At 39.3% G+C, this 16825-nt stretch carries 17 protein-coding genes and 1 CRISPR repeat array; of the genes, 15 read left to right on the forward strand and 2 right to left on the reverse strand.

What is annotated here, in order from left to right; genetic code table 11:
- The first annotated feature begins 152 nt into the window (after positions 1-152).
- From cas10 to AB1401_13800, 9 genes are all read left to right on the forward strand, one after another.
- Positions 153-2585 carry a type III-A CRISPR-associated protein Cas10/Csm1 gene (cas10, locus tag AB1401_13760; GenBank protein MEW6616517.1) on the forward strand — a complete coding sequence of 811 codons (2433 nt, stop codon included), beginning with the start codon at positions 153-155 and terminating at the stop codon, positions 2583-2585.
- 2 nt (positions 2586-2587) lie between these two features.
- Positions 2588-2998, forward strand: a complete 411-nt coding sequence (gene csm2 / locus AB1401_13765) for a type III-A CRISPR-associated protein Csm2 (protein MEW6616518.1) — start codon at positions 2588-2590, stop codon at positions 2996-2998.
- Positions 2999-3001: 3 nt separating this feature from the next.
- The gene (gene csm3 / locus AB1401_13770; protein MEW6616519.1) at positions 3002-3829 is read left to right on the forward strand and encodes a type III-A CRISPR-associated RAMP protein Csm3; all 828 of its coding nucleotides are present in this window, start codon (positions 3002-3004) and stop codon (positions 3827-3829) included.
- Positions 3830-3831: 2 nt separating this feature from the next.
- Entirely contained in the window at positions 3832-4905 is a 1074-nt protein-coding gene (gene csm4 / locus AB1401_13775; GenBank protein MEW6616520.1) for a type III-A CRISPR-associated RAMP protein Csm4, read from the forward strand.
- Complete coding sequence (csm5, locus tag AB1401_13780; GenBank protein MEW6616521.1) at positions 4902-6158, forward strand: type III-A CRISPR-associated RAMP protein Csm5; 1257 nt, start codon at positions 4902-4904, stop codon at positions 6156-6158. The genes csm4 and csm5 overlap by 4 nt, the downstream gene beginning before the upstream one ends.
- Before the next feature lie 199 nt (positions 6159-6357).
- A complete protein-coding gene (locus AB1401_13785) occupies positions 6358-6681 on the forward strand; it encodes a nucleotidyltransferase domain-containing protein (GenBank protein MEW6616522.1) in 324 nt (107 codons plus the stop codon).
- Positions 6682-6945: 264 nt separating this feature from the next.
- On the forward strand, positions 6946-7251 hold the full coding sequence (locus AB1401_13790) for a UPF0175 family protein (GenBank protein ID MEW6616523.1): 306 nt from the start codon (positions 6946-6948) through the stop codon (positions 7249-7251).
- Positions 7235-7699, forward strand: coding sequence for a DUF3368 domain-containing protein (locus AB1401_13795; GenBank protein MEW6616524.1), 465 nt, complete (start codon positions 7235-7237; stop codon positions 7697-7699). Before AB1401_13790 ends, AB1401_13795 begins: the two co-directional genes overlap by 17 nt.
- A gap of 134 nt (positions 7700-7833) precedes the next feature.
- Entirely contained in the window at positions 7834-9090 is a 1257-nt protein-coding gene (locus AB1401_13800) for an ATP-binding protein (protein ID MEW6616525.1), read from the forward strand.
- Positions 9091-9185: 95 nt separating this feature from the next.
- Here AB1401_13800 and AB1401_13805 read toward each other — a convergent pair whose 3' ends face one another.
- Both AB1401_13805 and AB1401_13810 read right to left on the reverse strand, forming a co-directional pair.
- A complete protein-coding gene (locus AB1401_13805) occupies positions 9186-9581 on the reverse strand; it encodes a PIN domain-containing protein (GenBank protein MEW6616526.1) in 396 nt (131 codons plus the stop codon).
- Complete coding sequence (locus AB1401_13810; protein ID MEW6616527.1) at positions 9565-9804, reverse strand: type II toxin-antitoxin system VapB family antitoxin; 240 nt, start codon at positions 9802-9804, stop codon at positions 9565-9567. The genes AB1401_13805 and AB1401_13810 overlap by 17 nt, the downstream gene beginning before the upstream one ends.
- A gap of 145 nt (positions 9805-9949) precedes the next feature.
- Here AB1401_13810 and AB1401_13815 point away from each other — a divergent pair, with 145 nt between their 5' ends.
- The 6 genes from AB1401_13815 (at position 9950) to AB1401_13840 (ending at position 16816) form a co-directional block, all read left to right on the forward strand.
- On the forward strand, positions 9950-11083 hold the full coding sequence (locus AB1401_13815) for a TM1812 family CRISPR-associated protein (protein ID MEW6616528.1): 1134 nt from the start codon (positions 9950-9952) through the stop codon (positions 11081-11083).
- Positions 11076-11315 carry a CRISPR-associated protein Csx3 gene (locus AB1401_13820; GenBank protein MEW6616529.1) on the forward strand — a complete coding sequence of 80 codons (240 nt, stop codon included), beginning with the start codon at positions 11076-11078 and terminating at the stop codon, positions 11313-11315. The genes AB1401_13815 and AB1401_13820 overlap by 8 nt, the downstream gene beginning before the upstream one ends.
- 121 nt (positions 11316-11436) lie before the next feature.
- Positions 11437-12594 (forward strand): CRISPR-associated endonuclease Cas1, encoded by a 1158-nt coding sequence (gene cas1 / locus AB1401_13825; protein MEW6616530.1) that lies wholly within the window; start codon positions 11437-11439, stop codon positions 12592-12594.
- Positions 12591-12866: a CRISPR-associated endonuclease Cas2 gene (cas2, locus tag AB1401_13830; GenBank protein ID MEW6616531.1), complete on the forward strand. Its 276-nt coding sequence runs from the start codon at positions 12591-12593 to the stop codon at positions 12864-12866. Before cas1 ends, cas2 (AB1401_13830) begins: the two co-directional genes overlap by 4 nt.
- A gap of 3 nt (positions 12867-12869) precedes the next feature.
- Entirely contained in the window at positions 12870-13148 is a 279-nt protein-coding gene (cas2, locus tag AB1401_13835) for a CRISPR-associated endonuclease Cas2 (protein MEW6616532.1), read from the forward strand.
- A gap of 235 nt (positions 13149-13383) precedes the next feature.
- A CRISPR array of direct repeats spans positions 13384-15599; the repeat unit is 35 nt; unit sequence ATAAGAATTGACCTGATTTACGAAGGGATTGCGAC.
- Between the two features lie 227 nt (positions 15600-15826).
- Positions 15827-16816, forward strand: coding sequence for a cation diffusion facilitator family transporter (locus AB1401_13840; protein MEW6616533.1), 990 nt, complete (start codon positions 15827-15829; stop codon positions 16814-16816).
- Positions 16817-16825 lie beyond the last annotated feature (9 nt).

Raw genomic sequence — 16825 nt, forward strand, 5'->3', positions numbered from 1 at the left:
GTAGTTTTTCCAACACAACTTTACTAAAAACCGCCAAGCTATATTCTCAGTCTTTACGGTATGTTCGAATGATTTTATGTCCATGACACCATTATATTATGGTGCCAAATCTTTTACAATCACCTAATTCTTAATACTATATGGAGGTTTTAATGTCTGATTTTGATCAGAGGGAATACCAGACGGTGGTTTTGGCAGCATTGCTGCATGATATTGGAAAGTTTTATCAACGTGCTTTGGGCAAAGGAAAAGGCACCCATCAACAGCTTGGGGATGAATGTTTTGAACAGTACTTTGCTGAAAAAATATCTAATATCCTTTCATCTGATGAGGTTGATATAGTCCGAAATGCTATTAATAACCACCATGAATATGCTGAGTTCATAACGCTTGCAGATGGGCTTTCAGCAGGTATGGACAGGATTGACCTTCAGGATTATGAAACAGGTGACCCTGTAAAAGAAAGGTTGGAATCCGTTTTTCAAACAATATCTCTTGGTAAGCATATTCCTACAGAAAACTATCGCTATCATCTCAAAACCCTCTCGCTCAATAAAGAAGATGTCTTTCCCATACGGGTTATTGAGAAAATATTGCTTGTCGAGGAATATGGCACATTGTGGGAAGGCTTTAAAAACGATTTGATGAATCTTCAAATTCATAATCTACCTTTGCTCGTCAACTCCTTCTATTACCTCCTGTGGAAATACACATGGTGTGTCCCAGGAGCGGTCTATAAAAGTGAACCTGACGTCTCACTTTTTGATCACCTTAAAACAACCGCCGCAATAGCTGGTTGCCTCTTTTTTAAAAAGAAAAGCGGGGAACAGGGCGACAAAGAGTTTCTGCTTTTCGGGGGAGACCTATCAGGGATACAGAAGTTTATTTATAAGATAACCAATGTTCAAGGAGTAAAGGGTGTTTCAAAAAGGTTGAGGGGCCGTTCGTTTTATTTATCTCTGATGCAAGAAGTATTAGTCCTGTATTTAATTAACGGATTATCTTTATCCATTCCTCATATCATCTTCAGCGGAGGCGGCAGGTTTGAAATGTTATTGCCGAATACAAAGGCTGTCAAAAGCGAGATTAATGATATCAATTTGGAGATCAACAAATGGCTGCTAAAAGAATATACTGGAGAATTAGGTCTTGTTACAACATGGATTGAGGCTGATCAAAATGATATTAAGGATTATTCTGGTTTGCTTAAAGACCTTGACAGTGCTTTATCCGTTGAGAAAAAGAGAAAGTTCAAGGAGTTTTTCCTTCAAGATTCGTTCTGGGTTGGAGATGGAAAAAAAGAAGAAGATATAAGGGTATGCAGGTCATGCGGAACAACGCTTGTTCAGAAGGGGGTTAATGACGAAATCTGCAAATTGTGTGAAAAACATAAAGAGATAGGGGAACGGCTGCCTAAAACCGAATATATCGCCTATTTATCAAAACCAAATAAATCAATAAAAGGGCTTGAGATACCATTTGAAAATTTTGGTGCTGCATATCTACTTTCTTCAAAAGAATATTATGAAAGACTTTTGGAATTGCAAGAAGCAATAACTGTTCAAAAAGTGAATAAAACGGATGACGTAGCTTTTAGATTCATTGGCAATGTCGCACCCATAGCCAAAGAAGACTTTGTACAGGATACAGAAGAGGAAGAGACTAAAATTGCTAAACAAGGCAATGTGCTCACCTTTGAAACGATGGCAGATATGAGTATTGGTGACAAAAGAATTGGCGTCCTGAAGATGGATGTTGATTACCTTGGTCTTATTTTCGCTATTGGGCTTGAGCCGCAAGAAAAATCGGAGAAGATGAAGAAATCCATTTCAAAGGTTGCAGCAATAAGCAGGGGAATGGACTGGTTCTTTGGTGGGTACCTTAACGAAATTTGTAAGGCGGTTTTTGAAGAATGGAAAGTAAATGCCCATAAGGCAGGATGGGAAAATAAGGCTGATAGGGTCGAAAACATATTTTATATCGTCTATTCCGGCGGTGATGACCTTTTAATAGTTGGACCCTGGAGTGAAATACCAAAATTGGCAAAAGCGATAAAGGATGAATTTAAAGATTATACCTGTAATAATGAGGACATAAACCTTTCCGCTGGCGGATATCTTTGCAAGCCAAAATTTCCCATAAGCATATTTTCAAGAGCTGTGGGGGAAGAGTTAGATAAATCAAAAGATAAGGGCAGAAATAGGATAACAATCCTTGGCGATACGGTTCAATGGACTGAAAATAATACAGGATGTGGCTTTGATGACCTGCTTGACTTTGGAGAGACTCTATATGAAGCTATCTCTACAAAAGATGCTAATAGCAGACTTCCAAGAGGGTTTGTGCACGGCTTATTAAAGAAACACAAGCAGTTTGAGGAGGGAAAGGACAAAAACTTCATCCCTGCGATTATTTATCAACTGGAGAGAAATGTTAAAAGTGCAGCAACGGTAGTAATCAAAGACGAAGAAAAAAAGTTAAAGGGCTATTTGCGCGAAAAACTCATAACAGATAAAAGCGGATATTTTCAGAAGATAAAAATACCAGCAAGCTACGCCTTGTTAAAATCAAGGAAGGAGGATTAGTTATGCCAGAAATAAAGATTACTGAGGTAATAAATAAAATAAGGGAACTCAAAACGTTTTCTGTCATTGACCCTGAATTTTTTGCAAAGGAGAATGGGGCAGCACATATCGTTGCAAAGGATGTTCGGAAGAAAATGAAAGTTACACAACTAAGAAAATTTTTCGGACATATTAAAAAAATCCAAACAAAGTATAAAGGCAAAACAACAGATAAGGTTGATAAAAGTGACCTGTTTTTATTGATGCCTGAGCTTGCCTATGCACTTGGAAGGGAGCTTATTAGTAAAGACTTTTATGAATTGATGAAAATAAGCCTCAGTCCAGAGAAAATATCAACGGTGAAAGACTTTAATTGCTTTGTGAATTTTCTTTCTGCTGTGCTTGCCTACCATAAAATGGAAAAGGAGGGATAAGAAATGTCTGAAAAACAAAATAGTTATCAATTCTCAGGCAAATATATAATCAAAGTAGACATCCGATGTATAACCGGGCTTCATGTCGGCGGGACAGACGAAGGATTTGAAATAGGCGGTATTGACAATCCTGTCATTAAAGACCCCATTACAGGCTTTCCGTATATTCCCGGTTCTTCTTTGAAAGGGAAAATGAGGAGTTTATTAGAGTGGGCTGACAGTATAGTCAAGTTTGGGACAGATAAAAACGGAAATCCTACAGGTAGTTTATGCGACTGTGGAACATGCGATGTATGTATTATCTTTGGCTGTTCAGCTAAAACTGCTGCAAAAGAGCCTACTCGCCTTACAATCAGGGATGCTTTTCCTAAAGGCTTATTTGATAACAAAGGTAAAAGGCGAAATGAAGACGAAATAACAGATGGGACAATAGCCGATTGGCGCCATAACCTCGGAGAGAAGGTATATACAGAGGCAAAGACGGAAAACGCCATTGACCGCCTTACCTCAGCCGCCAATCCGCGGACAATGGAACGAGTGCCTGCCGACTCAGTCTTTGAAGTTGAGATGATATATGACCTTTACAAGAATGACGATGTCAATAAACTCAAAAGAGTCTTTGAAGGAATGGCACTTGTTGAAGACAGCTCCCTCGGCGGTGGTGGAAGCAGGGGATCAGGAAAGGTGAAATTTGAAAACTTCTGCATAATAAAACGAGATGTGACATTTTACACAACCGAAGGTAAGGAAACAGAGGTTGAATTAAACGGTAAGAATACGGCTAAAGAAATATCCGACAATTTTAACAAACTGTTTGTAACGAGGGCATAGCAGTGAAAACTTATAACCTGAAACTTACACCGTTAACCAGTTTTCAATCAATCCCTTCATCCGACACACTCTTCGGGGCGATCTGTTGGGGAATTAAAAGATTATACGGGGAAGAAAAACTGCTCGAAATACTTCAAGGATTCAGCACCAACAAGCCTAAATTTGTTTTGTCCTCATCGTTTCCGCTGCTCCAAAATGAACCTGGCACATCAGTCGCCTTTTACTCGAAACCGATAAATCAAGGGCTTTCGTCTAAAGACATTGAAGAGATTGGTAGAACAGCAAAGGAGAAAAAATTTAAAAAGGCTATGGTAGAAGTTATCACAAAATACAAAAAATTTAAAAAGGCTGAATACCTTTCAGAAAGCCTTTTTAATGATGCTGTAAACGGAATGCCAGAGAGGGCGCTTTTTGAAGGCTATTTGAGTGACAAGATTAAGCCTACTGGTTCAATGCTCATGCGAGATTCGGAATACACAGCGATTTTTGCTGAGTTTGATTCAAAGGTTTATAAGGCATCTACTGTTCAAAAAAACTACATTGACAGGCTTACTATGTCAACAGGTGAAGAAGGTCAAACCTTTTATCAGCAAGAGACTTATACTTCAAATATTTTTAACTTCCATTTTTTGGTAATGACTGACGACACAGAGTTCTTATTGCCGGTCTTTAAATACCTGGAGGATAAAGGCATCGGTGGAAATCGCTCCACAGGCAAGGGGAGATTCAAGATAGAAATTATGGGAGAAAAGGTATTGCCAAATAGTAGCAATTCCAAAACATTTGCCAGCCTGTCAAGATATATCCCGCAAGCAGATGAGATTGAATGGGAAAGTGATAGAAATTTTTATGAGGTTTTCCCCTATCGTTCAAAGGTAGACTCAGAGGCAGAATTTAAAGGTGAAGATATTTGGAAATCAAAAGTTATGTATCTGAAAGAAGGTTCATGCCTTGAGGCAAAAGTAAGAAAGGAATGTTACGGTAGAATACCCGTCGTAAAAGAGATTGACGGTTATAAGATTTACCAGAATGGTCTTACGATTCCTGTATTCGGCAATTTCGGGGGTATATCATGAAACTGCAAATAAAAACACTTTCGCCTCTACATATCGGCAATGGGGAGAAATATAACGGGTTGTCGTATGTTGTCAGTGGTCGGAGAGTCTTGTTTTATGATTCGACAGAAATTCTAGAAAACATCACTTCTCAATACAGTAAAAGGTTTATGGAGTGGATCGAACAAAAAAGCTATGAAGTAGAACGGTTAGAAAAACAAAAAAGAAATGAAAAAGATGATCAAAAAAGAAAAAACGTCAACCGATTGCTTAGGGATGCTCAAAAAAAGCTGAGCCTGAGAGAGTTCACCGAAAACGCAATTAGAGATGCAAATATTAAAAATAGGTTTAGTAAAAACTTTCTTTATGCTGTAGAGGTCAAATCGCAAGTATATGACAATGTGGATATTGACTGTTTCATCAAGCAGAATAATGAGCCTTATATTCCCGGAACAGAAATAAAAGGGGCGATAAGGACATGCGTACTATACAACCTTTTACAAAAAGATATATATTGGAAATGGCTGAAAGGGGAAATAGAGAGCTTTAAGAGAAAGCATGAAAATGATTTACGGCAAGTATCTGATAAAAAAGGGAAATGGGTAAATGACATAAAGAAAAAACTGGTTGATAGTATGGGAAAATTAGAAGAACGGTTGCAGGCTAAACTGCTACGACTTGATAATAATGACGCTAAATATGACTTATTAAAACTGTTACATATTGGAGATACTGATTTAAAGTCTCCTTCACAAAGTTTATTCATCTCAGATGTTGAAGTCAGAGGTACACGACCTTTAAAATCATTTCAGGAACTATGCAAAAAAGACCAGACATTTACCTGTCAAGGTTTTAAGTTGGACAATAACAAAGTAATCCTTGATAAGCTAGGATTTACTGATGAACAAAAGTGGGTTAGCTCGGATGTAAAAAATCTATCCCAGTGCTGTTATGATTTTAGCAATAGACTGATTGACGAAGAACTTGCCTATCAGCAGTATCCTCAAAAGATAAAAGCTAGGCTTGTCGCCATTAAAAATCAAAATAAACCCGATAGCCCTGTCATTCGCATTGGCAAAAATGAAGGGTATTTAAGCCTCACCGTAGGGCTTCTTGTTAAAGAAAGGGATAAGGCACTTTATGATAAGGTCCTATGTCATGCTACAAAGAATACAAGCTATACAGGCAATTTTCCAAAAACAAGACGAATTGTTAATCTTGAAAATGGGGATGTAGATACATGCGGATGGGTTAAATTACAAATAGTTACATAAACCTGGTTACCCAGCTGGGCAGTACTGGAGATAATGCAATAAATGGACTTTAAACAGGTATCAATAACCCCACCCCGCCTCCCCTTCACTTACGGGGAGGAAACAAGGTAACCCCCTCAATCCCCCTTAAATTAAGAGGGAAGATTCCCCCTCTTAGTGTAAGAGGGGCAGGGGGAGTTAAAAGAAAACTTAGGAGAAAATGGCTGCACAAAAAGATAAAAAACTGATTAAGCAAATTATAGAAAACTATTTAACCCTCCTGAAGGAAAATAATATACCAGTGTGGCGCATATATCTTTATGGCTCATACGCAAAGGGTGACTATCGTGAAGAAAGTGATATTGACCTTGCTGTTTTCTGGGATAAAGAGAATATTGACGGCTTCGATGAAGACGTTCAACTGTTAAAGCTGACGAAGAAGATTGATCTTAGAATCGAGCCTCACTCCTTTGCCAGAACGGATTTTGATAAATCAGATCCGTATATCAGGGAAATTCTGCAAACAGGGAAAAGAATTGTGTAAGAGAGTCGTCGCTGTTGGAGATACTGAAATAAATGGACTTCAAACTTGTTCTTGAGAGGCTTTTGACTGCTTTTAAAGAAAATGATGTTTGTTATGCTCTGATTGGTGGTTTTGCACTTGGGCCCTGAGGCGCTGGAAAGTTAGAGGTATCATGCTTTCAATGGCAGGGGAAACCGTTAGAATATTTTGTTTTGTTTTTTTCTGCATGTGGTGATATGAGCATAAAGACTGATAAATCTTGAATGAATATTTGGAGGTAACTCTATGAAAACATCAAAATTGAGTATCCCTATATCTGAAGATGTGTATTCAACTCTTAAGATTGAAGGGTACACTAAAGCAAAACTTGAGAAAAATGCCAAACAGAATCTTGCAACATCTCTTTTTTCTGAAGGTGTACTCTCATTTGGTAAAGCAGCAGAGCTTGCCGGTATGAACAAATGGAAATTTATGGACCTCCTTAGAGAGAAAAAAATACCATTTTATGAGTCCACAGATGAAGAACTTTCTGATGAATACAAAGCCATATATAGAATAACAGAGGAGATAAAGAGTGAAGATTGTAAGTAATTCTTCTCCTCTTATCGCACTTTCAAAGATTAAGCGATTAGACCTTATTAAAGATTTATTCACATCGGTTTACATTTCTGAGGAGGTTCATAGAGAGGTCTATAAAGTTAGGAAAGAAACTTCTCCTACATGGATTCAAGTGGTAAAAGTAAAAGACCGTATGGCAGTTGAAGCCTTAGATGCTATTGTAGATAGAGGCGAGGCTGAAACAATTATTCTTGCAAAAGAAAAAGATATAAATCTTGTCTTAATGGATGACAGAAAAGGAATAAATATTGCGAAAAGGATGAATCTTGAACCGATTAGAACAACTGCCCTTATAGGAATAGCTTACAAAAAAGGACTATTTAGTGATTTAAAGGAGGAACTTTTCAACCTTCGAGATAAAGGCTACTGGATTACTGATTATTATATTGAAGAAATAATAAAAAGATTCAGAAAAAAATAATTCCCCCCTCTTAGTGTAAGAGGGGGCTAGGGGGAGTTAAAAGCGATGATCATATCAGAAGTATCAAATACAAATTGACTTTCAAAATAATCGTACTAAAATATAAATCATAATTCTAAATAGTCGTTTATGTGATGATCAAAAGAAAAAAACTCAGCGAATTAAAATCTCATCTCAACAACAAAGAGATCACCCTTCTTGTTGGCGCAAGACAGGCAGGTAAGACTACTTTGCTTCGGATTCTTGAGGATGAATTAAAACTATCCGGGCACAAGACCTTATTTTTAAACCTTGATATTGAAGCCGACAATGTTCATTTTAAATCCCAGGACGGCATGCTGAAAAAAATCCGGCTGGAAATCGGGAATAGCGGCTTTGTATTCATTGATGAAATACAGAGAAAAGAAAACGCTAGTATTTTTTTAAAAGGTATTTACGATCAAAATCTTTCTTACAAATTCATTGTCTCGGGTTCCGGCAGTCTTGAGCTTAAAGAAAAAATTCATGAATCCCTTGCCGGCAGAAAGAGGCTGATAGAGCTTCCTACGGTAAGTTTTGAAGAATTTGTCAACTTCCGGACAGGTTATCAATACGAGGACAGGCTTGATGATTATTTTCAGATTGAAACTGAAAAGACTGCGCTTTTACTGGAGGAATATCTTGACTTTGGCGGATATCCCCAGGTTGTGTTATCAGACAGGGTTGAAGAAAAAACAAAGCTTATCAATGAAATCTACCAAAGCTACCTTGAAAAAGATATCCGTTTTTTACTGGATATCAAAAAGACCGATGCCATGACCAATCTGTTCCGCCTTGTTGCTGCTCAAAGCGGAAGCCTGATTAATATTTCGGAGCTATCTTCAACACTGGGAATTGCTGCGGCTACAATCAAAAATTATCTCTGGTATTTTGAAAAAACCTATATCATCAAAAAGGTATCTCCTTACTTTGCCAATATGCGTAAAGAGATTACCAAATCGCCTCTTTACTACTTTTCCGATTCGGGTATGAAAAATTTCGCAACAGGTGATTTCGGCCATGTTTCCCAAACCCGCATAGGACATCTCTTTGAAAATTTCATATTCAATATATTATGGGAGAAACTGCAGGATTCTTCATATGACATAAATTTCTGGCGTACCAAAGACGGCGCTGAAGTGGATTTTATCATAAAGGGCGGAAGTAAAATAATGCCTGTTGAGGTAAAATACAGGCAAATCAAAAAGCCTGAAACAACCCGGTCGCTGCAAAGTTTTATTTCGGCATACCAGCCGGATACGGCGTTCATGGTTAACTTAAATTATAAAGACGAACTTCGTATAGGTAAAACAAAAGTATGTTTTGTGCCATTTTATGAATTGATAAGCTATGATTTCAAATTTCCTCTTTAAAGGTCGTAATGAAGTTTTAGAGTTTGATTAATTTTGTCCATAACTTCTTGTGGAAGGTGTCCCATTGTGTAAGAGGGGAAAGGGGAGTTATAACTTTAGACTTTATAAAGCTTTACCCCTGGTATCTGCTCGAAGTGTTTATCAAGGGTAAAGATTTGGAGGCTGTATTCAATGGCAAGGGTTGCGATGAAAATATCGGATAAAGGCAGATTGATTCCATCTCTTTTTATTGAAGCAGATAATTCTGCTGCCTTCTGCCAGATGGATAGTGACATCTCGATATACGGCAAATCTGATAGTGTTGCAAGAATAACAGATTTTTCCTTTGTAGATTTGACCCCTTGCAGAAGTTCAAACATAACAATTCCACATAGCCAGATAGAGCCTTCTTTAATCAGTAGCTCTAATTTATTTCCGATATTTGAGTGCAACCTGAAAAACTCTATCCAGACCGTTGTATCTGCAAGTATTCTTCTATCTGATTTGTTCAAAAAGCTCTTCCCTCTCTTTCTGTGCTTTCATCTCAAGTTCTTCCTCTTTCTCCCAATCGTAATCAATCTGAATCTTCCCCCTGAGCGCAATAAGCTCTTTAATCTTCTTCTGCCTGACATATTCCTTCATGGCAACGGTAATTGCCTTTGTCTTGGACTTTTCACCGGTAATTTTCTGTACCTCGGAGAGGAGATCATCGGGTATGTTTAATGTTGCACGCATAATATGCACCTCCTTTGTATGCTTGTATTGTATGCTTTACAAATATGTCTGTCAAGAAATTGTTATTGTTTTTTTACATGAAAGAAAATAATTGATAAATTTTCCTTCAAAAAGAGAAAGATATAATCAGGATGGTGAAAAATCTATGAAGAAAATTCTCATAGCGTTTCTTGGCAATGCTCAATATCAGGAAACAATTTATCAAATTGAGGATAAGCAGTACAAAGATCAACTTGCCTTTATCCCAATCTATAAGCATTTTTCCCCTGTTGAAACTGCTTATGTCATAGGCACAAAAGAATCCAGATGGGAATTACTTGAGAATTTTCCACACAAACGGATTGAGATTCCTTATGGCAGAAGTGAAACAGATTTCTGGGAAATGTTTGATATTTTGACACGGGATCTTAAATTAAAAAATACCGAGGTTGTTTTCGACATAACGCACTGTTTTAGAGCAATCCCTCTATTTGCTGTTATTTATATACGTTTTTTGAAGTATGTTGAGCCAACTGCAAAATTCATCCACATCTTTTACGGTAGCTTTGAAAAAACGTATGATATAACTCCAATTGTTGACCTTGCATCAACTCTAGAACTCCTTGACTGGATTGATGCGACTACATCTTTTATCAAATATGGTGAACTTGAAGACTTGTCATTAAGAATAAAAGAAACAAACGACAGAATTTGGAAAAGTGGCATCGACTCAAAACCTAAAATGCTTGGAGAGTTCTCGAAAAGACTCGAAGGGCTCTCTCATTTATCCCGGCTTACATATATACCTTTACTTCCGGATACAAGCAAAGAAATGTCAGATCTTATGAACAGGAAAGAATTTAATGATGAAATATTGCGTTTTGTAAAGCCTTTTAGTTTGTTAACCGATAGCCTTGTAAAATATACTACCCGTTTTGCAAGACCTTCAATATGGGAGTCTCATCTTGAAGCTGCAAAGTTTTATCTTGAAAATAAAAGGCCAACTCAGAGTTTATTGGTATTGCGTGAAACTATTTTAACTCGATTATGCGAAAAAGATGGATGCGACCCATACGATATTGAATCACGAGAAGAAAGGGAAAATGAATTAAATGAACAAAGAAGAATGTCTAAAAAACCTTTAGTTAAATTATGGGGAAAAATTACAGACGCCCGCAATAGAGCAGGTCATGCTCTTATGAAAAGACCGTCCAAAGACTTATCTCCCCAAAAAGCGATAATGAAAGTAGGGCACCTTATTAAAGAAACAGAGGATATTTTAGGAGGCAAACTTGATTGAGATCAGTCTTGAATCTTTTTATGGCACCACCGCCAAACTCCCCGAGCTTGATTCATACATCCAGAAAGCCCAAACTCTTGCCGGGGAGGGCAATGATATTATTCTAACGGGCCAGGCACCCATCTGGCTGTACCTGAAGGTTGCCCATGCTCTGCATGGGAAGGCAAGAAAGTTGATATTCCGAAGTCCTGTAACCGGAGATGTGTTGATATTTGACCACTCACCGGATTGAAGATTATATACGAGCAGTTCTTTGACAACTAAATATTGATGAATTAGTAAAAATGCAACATTGCAATCCTTGCTTGACCATAGCCACCTCATATAATAAAGGTAAGAAAAGGAGGTGGCTTATGGTCGTATATGTTAGAACACAGGGAGCGAAGATTGTAAAAGAGGGGAAGCATCTGCTGGTGAAGAAGGAGAATACCATTTACCATACCCTTTTTACTTACAAGCTTCGGCAGGTGGTTATATTCGGCAATGTGGAAATCACCCACCGGGCACTTGCCCAGCTTATGCGAAACAATATAGACACAGTTTTTATGAGTTATAATGGCCGTTATCTGGGCAGAATTGCCCCACCAGAATCGAAGAATGTCTTCCTGCACAAGCTTCAGTATCAGCGTCTGGACGATTCTGCATTTGGCTTACGGCTTGCCCGCTCCATTGTTATTGGGAAGCTTGCCAATATGGCTACTGTCTTGATGCGAATTAAACGCACCAAAAATGACCTGCTTCCGGGACAAAAGGCTCAGGAAATCAGGAACCTCATTGGTCAGGTTGAATTGGCTGATTATATAGACAGTGTGAGAGGGTATGAGGGACGTGGCACAGCACTCTACTTTGAGGCATTCCCCCACGGTTTTATCCAGCACCTTGGTTTTACTCGGCGTGTGAGGCGACCCCCAACAGACCCTGTGAATTCGGTTCTTTCCCTTCTCTATACATTTCTCATGAACCGTGTGTATGCGGCTGTGCGTATAACCGGACTCGACCCCTACCCGGGATTCCTCCACTCCATTGACTATGGGAGACATTCTCTCGTTCTTGACCTCATGGAGGAGTTCAGGACAATAATAGCAGATACCCTTACCCTCTCTCTCTTCAATCTGAAGATATTGCAACAGGATGACTTTTACACAGAAAAACCGGAGGCACAGGAAATAGACACATCAGCGGAAGAAGACATGCCTGATGTAACAAAAGACCCTGTCGGGTGGATATCGGGTAATGAGACAGATTCTGAGCTTTTCGACATACCCGAACAGAGGATGAATAACAATGTTCATGTCTCGTTGCCATATACAGGGAAACGTCCTGTTAAACTGTACCACGAAGCCTTTCAGCGGGTCATTGAGGCATTTGAAAAGAAACTGACTACTTCCTTTTACTATGCTCCGGCAGACAGAAAGCTCACATATGAAGATGTCATTACCTTCCAGGCAGGCCATTACCGCAAGGTTATAGAAGGAGAAGCGGAGGAGTACCAACCGTTACTGTTAAAATGATAACACTGATTACCTATGATATAACAGATCCAAAGCGTTTGACAAAGACCCATAAGTTTCTCAAAGAATTTGGCCTCAATACGCAGAAATCGGTCTTTGAGTGTGACATTGATAATGTGGGGATAGGCATTATAAGGGAATATTGCAGAGAGAAACTGGACCTTGCAAAGGACTCAGTGAGGATATATAAGATATGCAATCACTGCATAAACAAGGTGATTATCTCTGGCAGGGGACTCAAGGTAACACAGCTCGATTACATGGTGGTCTGAACGATGAACATGATTGTGGCTTATGACATCGCGGATCCAAAGCGTCTGAGCAAAGTAGCCAAAATTATGCTTGACTACGGTGTTCGTGTCCAAAAGTCTATTTTTGAGGTAGCTTTAACAGGGGTTGTCTTTGCCGAAATGAAAGAACGTATAGAAAAGATCATTGTACATGATGAGGACGGCGTGAAGTACTTTCCCGTGTGTGAAAAATGTGCTGGGACAGTGGAGATAATCGGTCAGGGGGAGTTTACTGACCCGGACCATGAATACTATATCTACTGAAACGCAGACCTTCGACAAACATTCCATTAAAATTATAACTATCTGATTTTATTGGTTTTTTTAAAGAGCATTGATGTGGGTCTGCGTAAATGCTAATTTAACTGTAATATTAATGGGTTATGAAGGTAAAAAATCCATGAAAGGAGGGCGTTTATGGTTTTGGACGGATTCAGGCAAAGAGATATGCGGGGAATGAAGAAAAGTGGCTTGCTGGTTAAAACTTTACGGAAACGCGATAAGAATTGACCTGATTTACGAAGGGATTGCGACCATAACTTCCTGGTCGGTTGCTTTCCCTTCTCCGCTTACCATAAGAATTGACCTGATTTACGAAGGGATTGCGACGTTTATCTTCAATAACAACATCAATAGGCATTTCAATGATAAGAATTGACCTGATTTACGAAGGGATTGCGACCATTTTTTTCTACTCTGATTACTGCCATTTTCCTCTCATAAGAATTGACCTGATTTACGAAGGGATTGCGACTATTTTTCTGGCAGGTAAAACACCTGCCAAGACACTCTATAAGAATTGACCTGATTTACGAAGGGATTGCGACCCCCCTTTCCTCCGGGGAATCCGTCCCCGGCGCTTGTATAAGAATTGACCTGATTTACGAAGGGATTGCGACATAGCCATCACCAACTCCATGTTCAGAATACCATGATATAAGAATTGACCTGATTTACGAAGGGATTGCGACGGGTGTACTACCGACTTGGAGTTATCAGGACAACTCCAATAAGAATTGACCTGATTTACGAAGGGATTGCGACGATTTTGCAATCCGTTCTTGTGCTTTATCCGATAAACTTCCTGGATAAGAATTGACCTGATTTACGAAGGGATTGCGACTCACCCAGCATATGTTATTGCTGGGTTTTGCAAACATAAGAATTGACCTGATTTACGAAGGGATTGCGACAACATATAGCAGAAAAAATCGAAGCGGGTCATCGGAATAAGAATTGACCTGATTTACGAAGGGATTGCGACGGTTTTATCCTCCTATAATTGGTATTCCTAAATTATTATAAGAATTGACCTGATTTACGAAGGGATTGCGACGCCGCTCTTATCGCATTTTTTCTATCCATTCTTCATAAGAATTGACCTGATTTACGAAGGGATTGCGACGCATACCCGGCGGACTGTATGCCGCAAGGATTATGCGATAAGAATTGACCTGATTTACGAAGGGATTGCGACGTCTATACCATCGCACAATATAATTCAATGGGATAATGTATAAGAATTGACCTGATTTACGAAGGGATTGCGACGCTGTGAACGACCCACACGCTGTCTCTCTGGGTAGCGACAATAAGAATTGACCTGATTTACGAAGGGATTGCGACATTATTTGCTTATCAATAAGTGTTGGATTCCTTCATAAGAATTGACCTGATTTACGAAGGGATTGCGACCAGGGCCTTTCGGTCTCTGATATGTGAAAGCTTTTTTATAAGAATTGACCTGATTTACGAAGGGATTGCGACAATTCTTCTTTCTAACCTTTCTTTCTTCCAGGCATCATAAGAATTGACCTGATTTACGAAGGGATTGCGACCCCAAGCCAATCCTCAATTTCCTCTGCCTCTGGAAATAAGAATTGACCTGATTTACGAAGGGATTGCGACGCGACATACTCCGATTGTTTGCGTCCATCGGAGTATGATAAGAATTGACCTGATTTACGAAGGGATTGCGACGGTTACGCTCTTTTTCAATCTTTTCTACATTTACCATAAATAAGAATTGACCTGATTTACGAAGGGATTGCGACTAAACTTTCTTTCCATTCGTTTATTGTCATCGTTTTTTCTATAAGAATTGACCTGATTTACGAAGGGATTGCGACTGTCCGCCACTACCGTCTTTTCTTATTCTATCTACCCATAAGAATTGACCTGATTTACGAAGGGATTGCGACTTATATCATAAGTACGTATCTTACCGAGCAATTCATTATAAGAATTGACCTGATTTACGAAGGGATTGCGACGTTCATTATCGCTTTTAATTTCCTTATACCTATCAGATAAGAATTGACCTGATTTACGAAGGGATTGCGACGAGCCATCGTGCATGAATGATCCTGAACTCTGTCCATGATTAATAAGAATTGACCTGATTTACGAAGGGATTGCGACTTTAGCTCGTAAGTAGGAATTTCTAATTGGCCAGAAAAATAAGAATTGACCTGATTTACGAAGGGATTGCGACCTTCCCTTATTCAGTTGTCAAAGAACGAAGGGCTTAGGATAAGAATTGACCTGATTTACGAAGGGATTGCGACAGGGTACAAGTACCCTCTTCAATCAGGAAGTCAACAAAATCATAAGAATTGACCTGATTTACGAAGGGATTGCGACTCACAATTAAAATACATTGCACACGTGCATTTAGTATGTAAGAATTGACCTGATTTACGAAGGGATTGCGACCGAAATAGAGCAATGAGCAATGAGCAACGAGTAGGGGCAAAATATTTTTTGCCCCTACTCGTTGCTGGTTACTGGTTACCCATGTATTTTCTCTTGTCTTTTCCCATGAGTTTGCTATATTAACCCCAAGTTTAATTTCTTCCTTTTTTTATCCGAAAATCCCCAAGGAAAGGATAACCTTGCCTGAATTTCACATCATTGATGCATTCGGGAGAGGTTTTCGCTGCATGATTCGTAACCATCAATATAATGCCCATGGGTATACTCACGGTGTCTTAGACCCATTACTTCTCAGCACTCAACGAGGTATTTGGTGTATCAAGTTGTCATTTCTGGGGCTACTTGCAACAGCCCTGTTTCAATCCGTTATTTTTCTATTATCAGGAAGCGTGGCGCTTCTTGCCGATACTATTCACAACCTGGGCGATGCAGCTACTACCATACCTCTATGGATTGCCTTCAGGGTCGCAAGATGGAAACCAACCAAGCGGTTTACCTACGGCTATGGTCGCGTGGAAGACCTTGCTGGCGTTGCCATAGTATTCATAATCCTGTTAAGTGCCGTAATTGTTGCTTATGAATCCATTGATCGCCTGTCTCTCCCGCGGACGGTGGAATATCTTTGGGCTGTAGTAGTTGCATCGGTAATTGGTTTCATGGGCAATGAAGCTGTAGCCATTTTTCGCATTAAAGTTGGCAAAGAGATAGGGAGTGCGGCGCTGGTTGCCGATGGTTACCACGCTCGTATAGATGGCTTAACCAGTTTGGCAGTCCTTTTCGGTGCAGGCGGAGTCTGGCTGGGGTATCCCTTAGCCGATCCTATTGCAGGTCTTATTATTACTGCTGCGATATTACGAATCTTATGGAAATCCGGTAAAGCCGTCTTTACCCGTTTACTCGACGGGGTAAATCCAGAAATTATAGAAGAAATCAAACACACAGTTAATAATGCTCAAGGAGTGGAAGACGTTACTCAAACACGTGTAAGATGGTTAGGGCATCAGCTCCATGCAGAGGTAAGCATAGCTGTAACACCAGAATTATCTGTCGAAAGAGCACATAAGATTGCAATAGAAGTGGAACATCAGCTTCTCCATTCCTTGCGATATCTCTCTAATGTTACCATTCATGTTGATCCTTTGAGCGCATCGGGGGAGGAACACCATCATCCCAATGAACATGAGCACAACAATTTGCCCCATCACTCCCACAAATAACTAAAAAAC

This window comes from Thermodesulfobacteriota bacterium (assembly GCA_040757775.1).
Lineage (GTDB): Bacteria > Desulfobacterota > UBA8473 > UBA8473 > UBA8473 > UBA8473.